Raw genomic sequence first — 16465 nt, forward strand, 5'->3', positions numbered from 1 at the left:
GGGCCCGGCGACACCCATATCCGGCGGCCCCGATGTCCGCCGAAACCGATGTCCCACCGAAACCGATCGCTCATCACGGCGAATCGTTCATCACGACAAGGAGATCACAGATGAAGACCCCTTCGGTCCCCGGAAAGGGAGCCGAGCAGGTGACCCAGCACGCCGCCGGCGCCAAGGACCGCGCCGGCAAGGCCGCCAAGGACACCGCGGGCGCGGCGTCCGAGGGCACCGCCAAGGCCGGCGGCAAGGCCGCCGGCACGGCGAAGGCAGGCGGCCAGGCGGTGGCCACCGTCGCCGCCGCGCCGCAGAAGCTGGCGGGCCTCACCCGGCTGCTGTCGCTGCACAAGCTGCTGCGCGCCGCACCGGCCGCCGCCGCTGCGGCGGCCGCGACCGGCGCCGCGGTGTGGGTCGTGCGCCGCGCACGCAAGCGCTGACCCCCCTGCCACACCCCGACAGGACCCGCGACGGAAACCCGGCGAACACCCGGGGGCCGGTCGCGGAAACCGATCACTGAACGGCCACGGACCGGCCACCCCGGTCCGTGGCCGTTCACTGTCCGGACCCGCGTCGCAGGCGGCCGGCGCGAGGTCCGGGACGGTGGGCCGAGGTCTGCCGGCGGGTGGAGCGGGCGGCCGACCTGGCCGGATCCGGATGTCCCGTTTAGGGGGAACAGGGCGGGTAGTGGTCGAACTGAACATCGACAATTCCCCCGACCCCCCGAGGAGTGATGACATGACTGGGCCCATCGCCCAGCAGACGTCGGGCACGACCTACTCGCAGGGCGGCGGCGGCCGATCGGGCAGCGGCCTGGCCGACGTGGTCGACCTGATCCTGGAAAAGGGACTGGTCATCGACGTGTACGCCCGCGTCTCACTGGTCGGAATCGAGATCCTCACCGTCGACGTGCGGATCGTCGTCGCCAGCGTCGACACCTACCTGCGGTTCGCCGAGGCGGTCAACCGCCTGGACATCGCCCACGACGGCACGTCCAAGGGCCTCCCGCAGATGATCGACACCATGACCGAGTCCGGCGCCAACAAGAAGACCAAGGGCGCCCTGGAAGGCGCCTCGGAGAAGCTGAAGGAGACCTTCGGCGGCTCCGAGGACGACGAAGAGGAGAAGCAGGGCTCGCGGTCGCGCCGCAGCAGCAGCCGCAGCAGCAAGAAGGAGGAAGAGTAAGAGATGACCACTCCCTCCTACGTCTACGGAGTGACCCGCGCAGGCACCCCCTGTCCCGCCGGGCTGACCGGGCTGGACGACAAGCCCGTGGAGATCGTCGAGGGCGACGGCGTCGGCGCGATCGTCAGTGACCTGCCGCAGGGCCGGCCGCTCGGCGAACGCGCCGACCTGGTCGCGCACCAGAAGGTCCTGAACGAGTTCCTGGACGCCGACGCGGTCGTCGTCCCGTTCCGGTTCGGCGCCGCGATGAGCGGCCGCGAAGCGGTGGAGAAGGAACTGCTGGCCGCCAACGCCGACCGTCTCGGCCAGGTGCTGGACGGCCTGGACGGCCGCCTGGAACTGCGCCTCAAGGGCACCTACGTGCAGGACAGCGTCCTGCGCGAGGTGATGGAACAGGAACCGGAGATCGCGCGCCTCAGCGAGCGGATCCGGCAGGTGCCCGCCGACGCCGCCGACGCCGTCTACTACGACCGCGTCCGCCTCGGCGAGATGATCGCGCAGGCGCTGGAACGGCGCCGCGACAACGACGGCCGCGCGCTGATGGACCCGCTCGCGCCCGTCGCCGAGTCGGTGATCAACAAGCCGCCGGCCCGCGAGGAGGACGTGCTGGACGCCGCGTTCCTCATCGACCGCGCCAAGCGCGCCGAGTTCGAGGCGGCCGTCGACAAGCTCGGCCAGGCCCACGGCGACCGCATCAAGCTGCGGCTGGTCGGGCCGCTGCCGCCCTACGACTTCGTCCCGGAGGGCTGAGGTGGGCCTCTTCACCGGTCTGGTGACGCTTCCGCTGGCCCCCGTCCGCGGGGTCGTGTGGCTCGCCGACGTGCTCAAGGAACAGGCCGAGGCGCAGCTGTACGACCCCGGCAAGATCGCGGCGGAGATGCAGGAGATCGCCGACGCGGTCGCCAGCGGTGAGATGAGCGACGAGGAGGCGGCCGAGCGGGAAGAGGAACTCATCGGCCGGCTGACCCGGAACCAGCGGTCCCAGGGGGGCTGATCACAATGATCTCCGCGTCCGAGGCCGCCAAGTACGCCGTGGACCATGTCACCCGGCTCACCGGCCGGGACGCCGAGGGAGTCGTGGGCGTCGAACGCGCCGACGACGGCTGGCAGGTCGCGGTGGAGATCGTCGAGACCCACCGCATCCCCGACTCGGCCGACATCCTGGCCGTCTACGTGACCGAGCTGGACGGCGACGGCGAGCTGGTGTCCTACCGGCGCCGCCACCGCTACCTGCGCGGCCACGTCGACCGATGCGGACGGGACTGACCGGTTGACCGAGAAGGGTTCACTGAGGAAGGTGCTGCACACGTGACCGACGACCTGTCCTGGACCGGTGCGCGCTCACCGGCCCGCTCGATGGGCATGGAGCAGCGGCCCACCGCCAACCTCGCCGACCTGCTGGAACGCATCCTCGACAAGGGGATCGTCATCGTCGGCGACATCCGGGTGAACCTGCTGGACATCGAGCTGCTCACCATCAAGCTGCGGCTGCTGGTCGCCTCGGTCGACCGCGCCAAGGAGATGGGCATCGACTGGTGGGAACACGACCCGTCGCTGTCGTCGCGCGCCCGCAAACCCGCCGACGGCGGCCCCTCCGAGGCCGAGCTGGACCAGCAGCGGCGGATCCTGGAGGAGAACGAGCGGCTGCGGGAACGCATCGCGGCGCTGGAGGCCGGGCAGAACGACGGGCCCGCCGAGAAGAAGAGCAGAAGCACGGCCAAGAAGGGCGGTGACGACCAGTGACCGGACCGACCGGACCCGGGGGCGGCACCGCCGTGTACCTGTACGGGGTGTCGCGGGGCCTGGACCCCGCGGCGCTCCCGGCCCTCACCGGCGTCGGCGGCGCGCCCGTCCGCGCCGTCACCGCCGGTGACCTCACCGCGCTGGTGAGCACGGTGAACGAGGCCGACTACGGCGAGGACGCGCTGCGCGCCAACCTGGAGGACCTGGCGTTCCTGGAGGCCACCGCGCGCGCCCACCACGACGTCGTCGACCAGGCGGCCCGCACCGCGCCCACCGCGCCGGTGCGGATCGCCACGCTCTACCGCGACGACGAACGCGTGACGCTGCTGCTCACCGAACGGCACGACACGTTCACCCGCGCGCTGGACCGCATCACCGGCCGCTCCGAATGGGGCGTCAAGGCCTACGCCTACGCCGAAGCGCTCGCCGCCGCACCGGCCGCACCCGCGGCTCCGGCCCGGGAGGCGGCCGCGACGGCCGGCGGGCCGGGGGCGGGCGCCGCCTACCTGCGCAACCGGCAGGCGCAGCGCAAGCAGCGCGAGGACGCCGGACGCCGCGTCACCGCGCAGGCGCAGGACATCCACGCCGAACTCGCCGGCCACGCCGTCGCCACCCGCCAGCATCCGCCGCAGGACCCCAAGCTGTCGGGCCACGACGGCACCCAGATCCTCAACGTCGCCTACCTGCTCGACGACGACCAGGTGGAGGGCTTCCTCGCGGCCGTCAAGGACATCGACGCGCGGCTGCCCGGCATCGGCGCCGAGGTCACCGGGCCGTGGCCGCCGTACTCGTTCATCGACACCGCCGACGCGGCCGGCGGCGCGGGGGAGCGGCGATGACGATCGCCCTGGACACCGGCCGCTCGTCGGTCCCCGCCGAGCGGATCGCGCTGGTGGACCTGCTGGACCGGCTGCTGGCCGGCGGCGTCGTCATCACGGGCGACGTGGTCATCTCCATCGCCGAGGTGGACCTGGTGCACGTGTCGCTGCGCGCCCTCATCACCACCGTCCGCGACGAGCTGACGCGGGAGGAGGACCAGTGACCGACCACGTCCCCGCGCGGCGGCCCGCCGCGCACGAGGACTCCGCGACCTACCCGCGGGCGCGCCGCCCGGCACGGGCCGAGCCGCTGCGGTCGCCGGCGATGCACTCGCGCACGCCGGGCACGTCGAGCGTGATGCGCCGGCTGCGCTCGGACCCCGAGACCGTCGAACGCGACCTGGTGAAGCTGGTCCTCACCGTCGTCGAACTGATCCGGCAGCTGATGGAACGCCAGGCGCTGCGCCGCGTCGAGGGCGGCGGCCTCACCGACGACCAGATCGAGGACCTCGGGCTGGCGCTGATGCGGCTGGAACAGGCCATGGAACGGCTGAAGGACCACTTCGAGCTGGCGGACCACGACCTCAACCTCGACCTGGGCCCCCTCGGCCCGCTCCTCCCCGAAGTGTGACCAGGCCACAGGCCCGGTGGTGCGTGGACAGGGGCGCCACCGGGCCTTTCCCCTGCCCGCGGGCGGTCACGTGGGGACACGGCGACCAGATGAGAGCGGGCGCCGGACGGAGCATCACTGCCCGCCCGGCGCCCGCTCTACTTGCGTCCGCCTGAACTAGCGCGTCACGTGCCCTTCTCGGCCTTGCTGATCGCGTCGGCCAGTTCCTGCTTGCTCATCTTGGACCGGCCGGGAATGTCCAGCTCCCGTGCCCGCTCGTACAGGTCCTTCTTGGCGGGGCCGTCGCCGTTGGCGTCGGCCGCTCCCTTCTGGCTCGCGGCCTCTTCGGCCGCCTTCGGGGTTTTGGCCGCGGGCGCCTTCTTGGCCGTCGTGCGCTTGGCGGGGGCCTTCTTGACGGGGGTCTTGTCCGCCGTGGCGGGCTTGGAGCTCCCCGCGGTCTTCTTGGCCGTCGTCTTCTTCTCGGCCGGGGCCTCCGCCGGTGCGTCCGCCTCGTCCGCCTTGCGTGGGCTGGGCGGTTCGGGCCCCCGCGCCTCCTCCGGCTCCTCCAGCGGCGCGGGCCCCGGCTGCATGTTGCCGGGCCCGTTGGGCCGCAGGTTACGGCGCAGCGAGGGCCGCCACCGTTCACCGAGCCGGCCGATGCGGTTCCTGGCCTTGCCCAGCAGTTCCTGAGCCACCTGCGGAGAACGCCGGAAGGCCGACGGTACGTCGCGTGGTCGCGGCATTGGAACGTTCGCCCCCTCCCGGGAAATTGCACTCTTTTGTCGGTGCGCGACGTACCCGGTGCGGCGCCCTCCATGCGTGCACGGGACGTGACCTGCGCGAACGGGAGATCACGCGAAGTCGTCGGCGTGGTCTGTGACCCATCGCCGCAGCGGGCGCGCGGGGGAGCCGGTGACGTCCCGCACGGTGGTGGTGAGCGCGGGCGGCGGCTGAGCGCACGGGCGGCGACGGCGAGATGGCGAGATGGCGAACGAGGGTGGGTCAGGCCGTGAGGAGCTCTGACTCCCACAGGTCGCGGTAGGCGCCGGGGCGTGCCAGCAGGTCCTCGTGGCGGCCGCGCTGCACGACCTTTCCGCGGTCCAGCACGATGACCTCGTCGGCGGCGCCGAGCGCGGCCAGCCGGTGGGTCACCAGCAGCAGCGTGCCGCCGCCCGGCAACGTCAGCAGCTCCCGCGTGATCTCGTCGGCCATCGCCGGGTCCAGCGCCTCGGCGGGCTCGTCCAGCACCAGCACCGGCGGGTCGGCCAGCAGGGCGCGCGCCAGCAGCAGCCGCTGCCGCTGCCCACCCGACAATCCCCGGCCGCCCTCACCGACGACGGTGTCCCAGCTGCCGGGCAGCCCGTCGACGACCTCCAGCAGCCGCGCCCGCCGCGCCGCCGCCTCCAGTTGCGCCCGCGTGGCGTCCGGACGGGCCAGCATCAGGTTGCCGCGGACGGTGGTGGCGAACACGTGCGCGTCCTGCGTGAGACCCCGCACCGCCGAACGCACCACCTCGGGGTCGCAGGACGCCACGTCCACGCCGCCGAGCCGCACCGTCCCCGACTCCGGCGCGACCTCTCCGGACACCACGGCGAGCAGCGTGCTCTTGCCCGCGCCGCTGGCCCCAACGACCGCGACCCGCCGCCCGCGCTCCACCGTCAGATCCACCCCGTCCAGCGCGCGGCCACCGCCGCCGTAGGCGACGCGGACACCGAGCAGATCCACCGCCAGCGGCCCGCGCGGCAGCGGCCTGGGCCGCTTCGGACGCGGCTGCGGGGGAGCGGCCAGCAGTGCCGCGACCCGCCGCGCCGCCTGCAGCACCTCCCGCAGCCGCTGCGCCGCCGACGCCAGCGGCAGCACCGCCTCCACCGCCACCAGCGCCGTCAACGCCACGACCGCCACCGCGACCTCGTCGGCGCCCGCGTTCATCGCCGCCCACGCCGCCCCGGCCACCGCCGCACCCTGCACCGCGAACCCCGCCGCCGTCACCGTGCCCGCCACCCGCGCGGCGGCCCGCTCCGCCGCCTCCAGCCGCGCCGCCGACTCCCGCGCCACCGCGGCGAACCGGCCCGACGCCCCGAACACCGCCAGCTCATCCTCGCCCTCCAGCACGTCCAGCGCCCGCACCGCCAGCCGTCCACGCTCGGCCGCGGCCCGCGCCGCCGCACGTCCACCGGCCGCCCACGCCGAACCCGGCACCACCACCCCGGCCAGCAGCAGCCCACCGGCGACCACCACCGCCGCCTGCGGCACCGTGACCGCGCACACCACCACTCCCGCGACGCCGCACACCACCGCCGCGACCGCCGGAAGCAGGCACCGCAGCAGCAGATCCTGCACCGCGTCGACATCGGACACCATCCGCGTCAGCGCGTCCCCATCACGCGCGTCCCCGCCACGCCGCCGCGCCGCCAGCGCGTCGAACACCCGCCCGCGCAGCTCCGCCAGCGCCCGCAACGCCACATCGTGCCCCGCGAGCCGCTCCAGATACCGCAGCGACCCCTTCGCCAGCGCGAACCCCCGCACCGCCACGATCGCCAGCGACAACGCCGCCAGCCCCGGCTGCTGCGCCGCCCGCGCGATCAGCCACGCCGCCGCCGCGACCAGCCCGAGGCCGCACAGCTCCGCCGCCACCCCCGCCAGACCCGCGGCCACCAGCCGCGCCGTGTACGGGCGCACCGCATCCCACATCCCCCTCACGCCGCCGCCTCCCCACCCACACCGGCACCGCCTGCTCCCATGCCATTCGCGTCCGCGCCGCCCATGTCAGCACCCTTCGGATCAACTCCGCCCGCTTCTGCCTCACCCACGTTCGTGCCGCGCACATTCACGCCGCCCGCACGCGCGCCGCCGCCTCGGACGCGTGCGGACGCATAGTCGGCGGTGTCACTGAGATCCTTGGTGAGGCGGACGGCGTGGTGTTCAACGCCGGGATCGGTTCCGGTCACGTCCGCGCCGCCCGCTTCCATACGGCTCGCGTTCGCTCCGCGCATTTCCACAGCCCGCGTTTCTGCGTCGGGGGAGGTCATGCCGTTGCCGACGAGTCGGCCGTCCCGCATGCGCAGCACACGGTCTGCCAGGGCCAGCAGTGCCGGGCGGTGTGCCACGATCAGCGCCGTCCGGTCTGCCAGGAGCCGCGCGGCGCCCTCTACCAGGGCCCGCTCGCTCACCAGGTCGAGTCGCGCGGACGGCTCGTCCAGCACCATCAGCGGCGCGCCGGTCAGGTACGCGCGCGCCACCGCCAGCCGCTGCCGCTGACCCGCCGACAGGCCCGTGCCGCCTTCACCGAGCACCGTCGCGTAGCCCTGCGGCAACGCGGCCACGAATTCGTCGGCCACAGCGGCCCGCGTGGCCTCCACCACGCGTTCGTCCGGCGCGTCCGGTACGCCGAGCCGGATGTTGTCGGTGACCGACGCCGCGAACAGGCGCGGTGACTGCGGCACCCAGCCGATCCGGCGCCGCCACTCCGATGGATCCAGGTCCGCCAGGTCCACGCCGTCCACCAGCACTCGGCCCGACTCCGGTGTCACCAGTCCCAGCAGCGCCAGCAGCAGCGTTGACTTGCCCGCGCCCGACGGTCCCGCGACCGCGATCCGTTCACCTGGCGCGATCCGCAGTGACACGTCCTTGAGCGCCGCCTGCTTCGATCCCGGGTAGCGCACGGTGACGTTCTCCAGGACGATCTCCGGTGCCGTGTCACGCTGGGGGACGAGGCCGCCCTGGCGTTCCGGTGGCGCGTCGAACGCCGCGAACGCCTGTTCCGCCGCCGCGACCCCCTCCGCGCTCGCGTGGAACCGCGCGCCGAGCGCCCGCAACGGCAAATACGCCTCCGGCGTGAGGATCAGCACCAGCAGTCCCGTCGACAACGCCATGCCGCCCTCCAGCAGCCGCAGCCCCACCGGCACCGCCACCAGCGCCACCGACAGCGCGCACACCAGCTCCAGCACCAGCGACGACAGGAACGCCACCCGCAGCGCCCCCACCGTCGCGCGCCGGTGCTCGCCCGCCAGCTCCCGCACCACCACCGACTGGTGACCGGTCCGCCCGAACGCCCGCAACGTCGCCAACCCCGCCAGCACATCCCGGAAATGGCCGCCCAGCCGCTGCAGCGCCCCCCACTGCCGTCCCGTCAGCGCCGCCGTCCGCAACCCCACCAGCGCGCCGAACACCGGCACCAGCGGCACCGTCACCGCCACCACCAGCGCCGACGCCCAATCGGCGGTGAACAGCCGCGCCAGTACCAGCACCGGCACCACGCACGCCGCAAGCAACTGCGGCACATAACCGGTGAAGAACGGGTCCAGCGCGTCCAGCCCGCGCGTCAGCAACGTCACCCGCTCGCCCGCACCGCCGGCGGGGTGTGTGAGGAGGGCGTCGCGCAGGTCCCGCTTCGCCGCGGCCGCCGCGCGTCCGGCCACACCGTTCGTCGCCCACGCCAGCACCGCGCGGCCCGCCACCACACCGGCCAGCGGCAGCAGCGGCCACGTCTCCAGATCCGCGATCGCCCGCGCCAGCAGCCCGGCCTGGACGATCAGCAGCACCCCCTGACCGGCCGCCAGCACCGCCAGTGTCACCAGGACGCGGCGCGGGAGACGGCGCAGCAGGCGCCGCTCGACCGGCTTCACAGGTAGGAGGGGGAGTCGACACGGCCACGGAACGTCCACCACACCAGCGCCTGCGCCGCCACCAGCAACGGCAGCACCACCACCGTCGTCACCGCCGTGACCGCCGGCCCCGAACCGGCGGCGGCCGCGTCCGACCACGGCAGCCGCGTCCCCGCGACCAGCGCCACCACCGCCAGCGCCGCGCCCGTCAGCGGATACGGCGCCGGGAACCGGTCCGCCCGCGCCGCCGGCGCCCCCGCCAGCCGCCACCGCGCCAGCGCCGCGCCGTGCGCCGCGAACAGCACCGCCAGCGGCAACCCCAGAAGCGACCCCGCGTTCAGGCCCGCACCACCGGCCAGGATCGACCCCAGCACCGACGCCCACGCCAGCGCCAGCGTCCAGCTGCCCGCCACGATCGCGCCGTCGCACACCCACCGCCACGCCGCCGCGTCCACCCGGCCCCGCAGCCACAACCCCATGTCGCGCACCACCCAGCCGAGCAGCAACGCCACGAACAGCGGGAACAGCCCCTCCAGCAGGTGATGCTCCAACCCCGGGAACGCGCCCGCCACGATCCCCACCGCCGACACCAGCCACACCTCGTTGCCGAGGAAGAACGGCGCGATCGCCGCGATCACCACGCGCCGCTCGTGCTGCGACCGGCCCAGCACCGGCAGCAGCATCCCCACCCCGATGTCGGCGCCCGCCAGCACCAGATACGCGCCGGCGAACACCGCCAGCATCACGATCGCCAGAATCTCCATGGCAAGGCTCCACTCAGACCGAAGTACTCGAAAGGAAGGCAGGATCAGAACGTCGGCGTCAGCGCCGGTGTCAGCGGCTCCACCGGGGGAGCGGCACCCAGCCGCGCCGCGTCCGGGCCGCGCCGCGCGTACCGCGCCAGCAGCCACGCGTTCACGACGATCAGCACGGTGAACAGCGCCGTGAACGCCGCGAACGACGCCGTGATCCACCCCGGGCTCACGTCCGACAGCGCGTCCCTGGTCTTCAGCACCCCGTACACCGTCCACGGCTGCCGCCCCACCTCACGGAACACCCAGCCCGACAGCATCGCCACATAGGGGAGAGGCACCGCCAGCATCATCAGCACGTGGAACACCCGGCCCCGCACCAGCCAGCCCCCGAACGGGAACTTCACCAGCGCCACCAGCGCGACCAGGATCATCACCATCCACACCGTGACCATCGTCGCCAGACCCGCGCCCGACAGGCCCGGCGCCAGATAGTCATCGGGCCCGAACCGCGCCGTGAACTCCGCCGCCTTCGCCGCCGCGTCGGCCGACCCGCCGCTCTTCGTCGGCTGCACGTACGCGAACTGCATCCCGCCGAACACCACCACCGGGAACACCGACAAGATCACCGTCAGCAGCCCCATCCGCATCGACCGGCGGAAGAACTCCACCTCCGCCGTCCGCCGGAACAGATGGAACGCGCTCACCCCCGCCATGAAGAACCCCGCCGTCAGCAACCCGCCGAACAGCACGTGGAAGAACGCGATCACCGCCGTCGGATTCGCCATCACCGCGGCCAGATCCGTCAGCCGCGCGACACCGTCCACGAGCTCATAGCCCACCGGCCGCTGCAGCCACCCGTTCGCCACCAGCACGAAGTACGCCGACAGGTACGCCGTCAGCGTCACCACCCAGATCAGCGCCAGATGCGCCCACCGGTTCAGCCGATCCCACCCGAAGATCCACAACCCCAGGAACGTCGACTCGACGAAGAACGCCACGATCGTCTCCATCGCCAGCGGCGCCCCGAACACCCCGCCGGCCACCCGCGCCATGCCGCCCCAGTTCAGCCCGAACTGGAACTCCATCACCAGCCCCGTGACGATCCCCACCGCATAATTGATCACATACAGCTGGCCCCAGAACCGCGTCATCCGCGCGTGCACCGCGCTGCCCGACACCGCCGCCCTGGTCTGCATCACCGCCACCAGCGTCGCCAGGCCCAGCGTCAACGCGACGAACAGGAAATGCGAACCCGCCGTCAACGCGAACTGCACCCGGGCCAGCATCAGCGCATCCATCAGCTCACGCCCCAAGTCAGGATCGTTCAGGTACGCCCCGATCCTGGCCGCGGCACCCGCACCACCGAATCCGGCGCGAGCGTTCACCCGCCATGCGCCTTTCGCGCAGCCCCGCCCACCCGCCTACATCCGCAGATGTACACCGCCCACCGGCCCGTACACCCCACGTCAGCGGCGGCGCGGCATCCACAGCGCCAGCCCCATCACCGCGAACGGCACCGACGCCACCGCGAACAGCACCCCCGGCCCCGCCCACGCCGACCCCAGCGCGTACCCCGCGAACACCAGCACCGCGAACACCTCCGCACCGAACCCCGCCATCGACATCACCGTCGCCCGCGACCGGTCGGAGATCCGCTCCTGCAACCGCGCCTCCGCCGCCACCCTCGCCCACTCGATCACCCCGAACGCCACCGCGATCGCCGCCATCCCCGCCGGCCGCCCGCTCAGCGCCCCCACCGCCATGCACACCGCCGCGACCAGCAACGCCGGCGCCAGCCACCGCACCCCCCGGCCCGCCAGCCACCCGCCCGCCGTCTCACCCACACCCACCACCAGCATCAGCAACGGCACCGCCGCCACCGACGCGCCCGTCGACCGCGCCAGCACCGGCAGATACTCATCCAGCGCGGCGAACCCCATCACCGCCATCGCCAGCAGCAGCGCCCCCCACACCCGCGGCGCCCGCCGCACCTGCGCCACCCCGTCACGCAGCACCTCAAGGAACGGCCCCTCATCGTCGTCCCCGCTCTCGCCCTGGCCGCGGGACTCCGGCAACGACCACGCCGCCACCGCGCACAACACGCACGCCACGACGCTCGCCGCCCCTGCCGCCCGGTACCCCCCGGCCGCCATCACCGGCGCCGCCACCCCGTTCGCCAGCATGATCGCCGTCGTCCCCAGCACCTGCGACCGTCCCATCAGCCGCGCGTACGAATCCGTCGCGCCGGCCCGCGCGAGCTCCTCGAACACCAGCGCCTGCAACGTCCCCGAACGCAGCGCCGACCCCACACCCCACAACACGAACCCCGCCGCGAACGCCGGATACGACGGCAGGCAGATCCACAGCGCGAAACCCGCACCGGTCAGCAGGGGAGAGGCCACCAGCAGCCGACGCCGCGAGAACACGTCGGCGAACAGACCCGACGGCACCTCGAACACGAAACCCGCGACCGACCAGATGACGAACAGCGACGAGATCGCCGCGGGGGACAGGCCGGTGTCGGCGAACAACAGCGCGTACACCGGATACAGAAGAACGAAGTCCTCAAGGAACGCGCAGACGTACAGCCGGCGCGCCAGCCCGGACCCAGGCCCAGTTGAAGATCAATATCGCCACGTCATGGCCGCAGCCTACCCCGCCGCACCCGGAAGCGGCACCGCCAGACCCGACTTCACCGTCTCGTACGCCGGCAACGTCTCGAACCGCCGCACGTTCGTCGCGGCCCCGACGAACAACCGCCGCGACACCTCCCGGTTCGACGCCAGATCCGCCGTCACCAGCACCACCACGTAATCCCACTGCCCGACGATGTTGAAGCACTGCTGCACCGCCGGCTCGGCCCGCATCCGCGCCCGGAACCCCTCATGATGCGCCGCGTCGTCATCGGCCAGCGCCACCAGCACCACCGCCGTCAACGTGGCGCCCACCGCACGCGGCTCCAGCACCGCGACCTGCGCCCGGATCACCCCACCAGCACGCAACCGCGCCAGCCGCCGCTGAACCGCACTGGGGGACAGGCCCACCTCATCGCCCAGCTCGTGCAACGGCCGCGCCGCGTCCACCTGCACCAGCCCGAGCAGCAGATAGTCGATCTCATCGAGGCCGAGCGAGGAGGAGTCCACGCAAGAATCTTGCATGGCAGCGGGAAAATCTTCAATCGCGTCCACCGCCGCCACGCCTACCGTTCCATCCATGACCGACCAGACGACGCGCCGCGCGCCGGCGACCTCAGCCGACCAGACCTCCGACCTCGGCCCGGACCTCGGCCTCGACCTGGGCCGCATCGCACACGCCGCCACCACCATCGACCCGGTGTTCCGCGACAGCCCCCAGTACGCCGACGAACAACTCTGCGCACGCCTGGGCCGCCGCGTCATCACCAAAGTCGAGACCCTCAACCCGCTGCGCAGCTTCAAAGGCCGCGGCGCCGACCACCTCGTCGGCGCGCTGACACAGGGGAGCGCCGTGGGGAGCGGCGCGGTGAGCACCGTCGTGTGCGCCTCGGGCGGCGGCAACTTCGGCCAGGCCATCGCCTACGCCGCACGCCGCCACGGCCTGAACGCCGACGTGTTCGTCCCCGCCGGCACCTCGCAGATCAAGACCCGCCGCATGGAGACGTTCGGCGCCCGCGTCCACCGCGTCGAAGGCTCCCACAAGGACCACGCCGCCGCCTACGCCGCGCAGGCACCCGGCCGCTACTACGCCGTCGACGGCAGCGACACCGCCGTCTACGAGGGCAACGCCACCATCGGCGTCGAACTCCTGCGCGGCGAACCGTTCGACACCCTCGTCGTCCCCGTCGGCGACGGCGCCCTCATCGCCGGCGTCGCCCGCTGGGTGAAGGCCCACGCGCCGCACGTCCACATCGTCGGCGTCACCTCGGCCGCCGCGCCCGCCCTGCAACGCTCCTGGCAGACCGGTGAACGCGTCGCCGTCGAACACGGCGCGACCATCGCCGCGGGCATCTCCATCAGCCGGCCCGAACCCGAGGCGGTCGTCCGCACCCGCGCGCTCGTCGACGACTTCCTGCTGATCGACGACGATGAACTGCTCGCCGCCATGCATCTGGCCGCCGAGACGCTCGGGGTGCTCCTGGAACCCGCCGGAGCGGCGGCCCTGGCAGCCGTCGCCGCCCGCGGCATCCCGGGGGAGTCGATCGCCACCGTCCTCACCGGAGCCAACGCCGACCTCGGCCTCTACCGCCTCAACGGTGCCCCCGCGCTCCGTTGACGAGGCCCGCCCGGGCGGCGACGTCGAGCGCCGCGGAGACGTCCGGCTCCCAGCCGTGGCCCAGCCACGCGAAACTCTGGGCGGACAGGGCACGCTCCCGCGCCTGGCGCACCATGTCCTCCAGAGCGCCGTCCTGCGCCAGCCGTACCGTCTCCTCCAGGGCCTCCATCAACTCGTCGTCTTCGACCTCCTCGCCGCCCCACCGCTGTCCCACGGCGTCCTGGGCGATGTGGCGCACGAGGCGCTCGGTGTCGGCGGTGAGACCCACCGTGGAGGCCAGACCGTCGTCGGGGAGGTCGGCGGGGTAGTCGATGCGATGCCAGCCGGTGTCGTGCCAGTAGACGAACCCCAGTTCGGCGCCGCGCTGCATGCTCGCGAGACGTTCCAGCGGAAGCCAGGCCGGCGCGTCCGCGAGCAGATCCAGCGCCGGCTCCCGCGTCCGGGTCCGGCTCGCCTCGACATCGCAGCCGTAGAGCACGGCCCGCCCGTCCTCGATCAGCGACAGGGTCCAGGTGTTGCCGCCGGCGTCGTCATGCGTGACGCCGTTCGCGTGCACCGAGAAGAACGCCGAGAAATCCTCCGACGGCAGCGCGGCTTCGACGGCGGCCATCGTGGCGGCGCGTGCCCACAGCTCCGGCGGAGCCGGCAGGTCGTCCGGGATTCCTGGCTTGTGCACGGTCGCGCCCCGTCCTTCGTCATGATCGGATCAGGGCAGCGTAACGGACTCAACTTAACATAATGTCAATTATCGACCAACGGGCGAAACGCCAGAAGAGGGGCTGCAAGGCAGGAAATCCGGCGCGCCGCGCGGGCGGGTTCTCAGGCCGTGGTGCGGCGGTGCGGCTCGAGCGCCGTCATGTAGTCGACGAGCCGCACGCCGATCTCGAAGACGATGTCGCCGTCGCTCAGATCCGGGTCGAGCCACAGTTCGGAGATGCGGCGCCAGTTGGCCGGGCCGATGAACGGCCCGGCGACGGCGTCGTCTCCCAGCGCCGGGCGCCAGCCGTCCTGGCGGCCGGTGAGCCGTTCGAGCGCCGCGTCGTTGTCGGCGGCCTTCGGGTACTCGGCGTGGAAGCCGATCTCGATGGCCAGCTCGCGGGCGCCTGTGACCAGGTCGGCGCCGATGGCCTGGGCCTCGTAGTGCTCGCGGTGCGGCGCAGGGTCGCCGAACCAGGCCTTGACGCCGGTACGGCGCACCATCAGGCGCAGCTCGCCCAGCTCCCGGGGCACCGATCCCCTGACGATCTCGCCGACCTGCTCGAACAGTCCCTCGTCCAGCACCGCTGACCTCCTGATGATCATTATGTGGGGGGAACGGCCCGCCGGGCGGATCGATTCCGAAACCGAACAGAATCCTCCTTCTGTCTGGTTTCATCTTGGATGTCCGTTTCTCGATTCTGTCAGAGGCGGCCGGTAGCGTCCGGCGGGTGCGTCCAGCCGATGTTCAGCGTCTCACCGTCGCCGAGACCGTCGACCGTTATGCCGAGATGGTCCGCGCCAAGACCGCGACGGGCGCGCTGGCCCCCGGCAGCGCCGAGGTCTACGCGCGCGACGTCCACACCTTCGCCGGCCTCGCCGGGCCCGACCGCGTCCTCGACGACCTCGACGGCTCCGACGTCGACGAGGTGCTGCTGCGGTTCGCGCGCAAGCCGGACGGGCGCCGCGCGGAGGGCACAGGCGGATCGGACGGATCGGTTGGTGGCGCCGCTCCCCTGCAGAGCGCCGCGTCGCAGGCGCGTTTCCGCAGGTCGGTGTCGGCGTTCTTCCGGCACGCGGAGATCTCGGGGTGGGTGCAGCTCAACCCGATGCTCGCGGTGACGGTCCGGTCCAAGGAGCGCGGCGGCCTGCGCGCCGAACGCCGCGCGCTGACGTCCGAGCAGGCCGCGGGGCTGGTGGGCGCGGCGCGGGAGCTGGGCGCCGACCCGCACGAGCGCGGCCGGCGCCGCCGGTCGGACCAGCGCACCGAGCTGCGCGACGCGCTGGTGGTGCTGGTGCTCGCCGCGGTCGGGCCGCGGGTGTCGGAGCTGACGGGCGCCAACTCCGAAGACTTCTTCGTCAACGCCGGCACCCGCTACTGGCGCATCTTCGGCAAGGGCGGCCGCACCAGGGACGTGCCTCTCCCCCAGCCGGTGGCGCAGGTGCTGGACGCCTACCTGGCGGAGGGCCGCCCGCTGCTTGATCGCGGGCTCGAGCCGAAGGCGTTGCTGCTGTCGTGGCGGGGGCGGCGCCTGGCCCGCGGTGACGTGCAGGCGGTGATCGACCGGGTGCTGGCGCGGGTGGAGCCCGACCGGCGCCGCAGCGTCACCCCGCACGGGCTGCGGCACACGACCGCGACGCATCTGCTGGCGGCGGCGACCGACATGGACGCGGTGCGGCGCGTCCTGGGGCACGCCGACCTGTCGACACTGGGCCGCTACCGCGACGAGCTTCCGGGAGAGCTGGAGGCGGCGATGCGCGTGCACCCCCTGCTGGGCCGCGACGACACCACCTGAGCACTCCCCTGCC

The 16465-nt window shown here is 73.0% G+C and carries 20 protein-coding genes; 11 read left to right on the forward strand and 9 right to left on the reverse strand.

Going from position 1 to position 16465, the window contains the following annotated elements:
* The first annotated feature begins 110 nt into the window (after positions 1 to 110).
* The 9 genes from ACGFNU_RS20015 (at position 111) to ACGFNU_RS20055 (ending at position 4371) form a co-directional block, all read left to right on the forward strand.
* Positions 111 to 434, forward strand: coding sequence for a hypothetical protein (locus ACGFNU_RS20015; protein WP_392595551.1), 324 nt, complete (start codon positions 111 to 113; stop codon positions 432 to 434).
* Between the two features lie 310 nt (positions 435 to 744).
* Complete coding sequence (gene gvpJ / locus ACGFNU_RS20020; RefSeq protein ID WP_392596487.1) at positions 745 to 1179, forward strand: gas vesicle protein GvpJ; 435 nt, start codon at positions 745 to 747, stop codon at positions 1177 to 1179.
* Positions 1180 to 1182: 3 nt separating this feature from the next.
* Entirely contained in the window at positions 1183 to 1929 is a 747-nt protein-coding gene (locus ACGFNU_RS20025; RefSeq protein ID WP_392595552.1) for a GvpL/GvpF family gas vesicle protein, read from the forward strand.
* A gap of 1 nt (position 1930) precedes the next feature.
* Entirely contained in the window at positions 1931 to 2173 is a 243-nt protein-coding gene (locus ACGFNU_RS20030; RefSeq protein ID WP_392595554.1) for a gas vesicle protein GvpG, read from the forward strand.
* Positions 2174 to 2178: 5 nt separating this feature from the next.
* A complete protein-coding gene (locus ACGFNU_RS20035) occupies positions 2179 to 2445 on the forward strand; it encodes a gas vesicle protein (protein ID WP_392595556.1) in 267 nt (88 codons plus the stop codon).
* Between the two features lie 42 nt (positions 2446 to 2487).
* Positions 2488 to 2922, forward strand: a complete 435-nt coding sequence (locus ACGFNU_RS20040; RefSeq protein WP_392595558.1) for a gas vesicle protein — start codon at positions 2488 to 2490, stop codon at positions 2920 to 2922.
* Positions 2919 to 3761 carry a GvpL/GvpF family gas vesicle protein gene (locus ACGFNU_RS20045; protein ID WP_392595560.1) on the forward strand — a complete coding sequence of 281 codons (843 nt, stop codon included), beginning with the start codon at positions 2919 to 2921 and terminating at the stop codon, positions 3759 to 3761. Before ACGFNU_RS20040 ends, ACGFNU_RS20045 begins: the two co-directional genes overlap by 4 nt.
* Positions 3758 to 3964 carry a gas vesicle protein gene (locus ACGFNU_RS20050; protein WP_392595562.1) on the forward strand — a complete coding sequence of 69 codons (207 nt, stop codon included), beginning with the start codon at positions 3758 to 3760 and terminating at the stop codon, positions 3962 to 3964. The genes ACGFNU_RS20045 and ACGFNU_RS20050 overlap by 4 nt, the downstream gene beginning before the upstream one ends.
* The gene (locus tag ACGFNU_RS20055) at positions 3961 to 4371 is read left to right on the forward strand and encodes a gas vesicle protein K (RefSeq protein ID WP_392595564.1); all 411 of its coding nucleotides are present in this window, start codon (positions 3961 to 3963) and stop codon (positions 4369 to 4371) included. Before ACGFNU_RS20050 ends, ACGFNU_RS20055 begins: the two co-directional genes overlap by 4 nt.
* Before the next feature lie 164 nt (positions 4372 to 4535).
* Here ACGFNU_RS20055 and ACGFNU_RS20060 read toward each other — a convergent pair whose 3' ends face one another.
* From ACGFNU_RS20060 to ACGFNU_RS20090, 7 genes are all read right to left on the reverse strand, one after another.
* Entirely contained in the window at positions 4536 to 5045 is a 510-nt protein-coding gene (locus tag ACGFNU_RS20060) for a Rho termination factor N-terminal domain-containing protein (RefSeq protein ID WP_392595566.1), read from the reverse strand.
* A gap of 307 nt (positions 5046 to 5352) precedes the next feature.
* Complete coding sequence (cydC, locus tag ACGFNU_RS20065) at positions 5353 to 7041, reverse strand: thiol reductant ABC exporter subunit CydC (RefSeq protein ID WP_392596489.1); 1689 nt, start codon at positions 7039 to 7041, stop codon at positions 5353 to 5355.
* A gap of 5 nt (positions 7042 to 7046) precedes the next feature.
* Positions 7047 to 8975 carry a thiol reductant ABC exporter subunit CydD gene (gene cydD / locus ACGFNU_RS20070; RefSeq protein ID WP_392595567.1) on the reverse strand — a complete coding sequence of 643 codons (1929 nt, stop codon included), beginning with the start codon at positions 8973 to 8975 and terminating at the stop codon, positions 7047 to 7049.
* Positions 8972 to 9718 carry a cytochrome d ubiquinol oxidase subunit II gene (locus ACGFNU_RS20075; RefSeq protein WP_392595569.1) on the reverse strand — a complete coding sequence of 249 codons (747 nt, stop codon included), beginning with the start codon at positions 9716 to 9718 and terminating at the stop codon, positions 8972 to 8974. The genes cydD and ACGFNU_RS20075 overlap by 4 nt, the downstream gene beginning before the upstream one ends.
* Positions 9719 to 9762: 44 nt before the next feature.
* Complete coding sequence (locus ACGFNU_RS20080; protein ID WP_392596491.1) at positions 9763 to 10950, reverse strand: cytochrome ubiquinol oxidase subunit I; 1188 nt, start codon at positions 10948 to 10950, stop codon at positions 9763 to 9765.
* Between the two features lie 225 nt (positions 10951 to 11175).
* On the reverse strand, positions 11176 to 12309 hold the full coding sequence (locus ACGFNU_RS20085; protein WP_392596493.1) for an MFS transporter: 1134 nt from the start codon (positions 12307 to 12309) through the stop codon (positions 11176 to 11178).
* A gap of 51 nt (positions 12310 to 12360) precedes the next feature.
* Complete coding sequence (locus tag ACGFNU_RS20090; protein ID WP_392595571.1) at positions 12361 to 12906, reverse strand: Lrp/AsnC family transcriptional regulator; 546 nt, start codon at positions 12904 to 12906, stop codon at positions 12361 to 12363.
* Positions 12907 to 12922: 16 nt separating this feature from the next.
* Here ACGFNU_RS20090 and ACGFNU_RS20095 point away from each other — a divergent pair, with 16 nt between their 5' ends.
* Positions 12923 to 13960: a threonine/serine dehydratase gene (locus ACGFNU_RS20095; RefSeq protein WP_392595573.1), complete on the forward strand. Its 1038-nt coding sequence runs from the start codon at positions 12923 to 12925 to the stop codon at positions 13958 to 13960.
* Here the strand turns inward: ACGFNU_RS20095 and ACGFNU_RS20100 are convergent.
* Positions 13935 to 14636, reverse strand: a complete 702-nt coding sequence (locus ACGFNU_RS20100) for a hypothetical protein (protein WP_392595575.1) — start codon at positions 14634 to 14636, stop codon at positions 13935 to 13937. The two genes, ACGFNU_RS20095 and ACGFNU_RS20100, sit on opposite strands and share 26 nt — an antisense overlap.
* A 143-nt stretch (positions 14637 to 14779) precedes the next feature.
* Positions 14780 to 15241, reverse strand: a complete 462-nt coding sequence (locus ACGFNU_RS20105) for a hypothetical protein (RefSeq protein WP_392595577.1) — start codon at positions 15239 to 15241, stop codon at positions 14780 to 14782.
* 146 nt (positions 15242 to 15387) lie between these two features.
* Here ACGFNU_RS20105 and ACGFNU_RS20110 point away from each other — a divergent pair, with 146 nt between their 5' ends.
* Complete coding sequence (locus ACGFNU_RS20110) at positions 15388 to 16452, forward strand: tyrosine-type recombinase/integrase (RefSeq protein WP_392595579.1); 1065 nt, start codon at positions 15388 to 15390, stop codon at positions 16450 to 16452.
* Positions 16453 to 16465: the final 13 nt, after the last annotated feature.

Source organism: Spirillospora sp. NPDC048911 (assembly GCF_043198015.1).
In the GTDB taxonomy this organism is placed as follows: domain Bacteria; phylum Actinomycetota; class Actinomycetes; order Streptosporangiales; family Streptosporangiaceae; genus Spirillospora.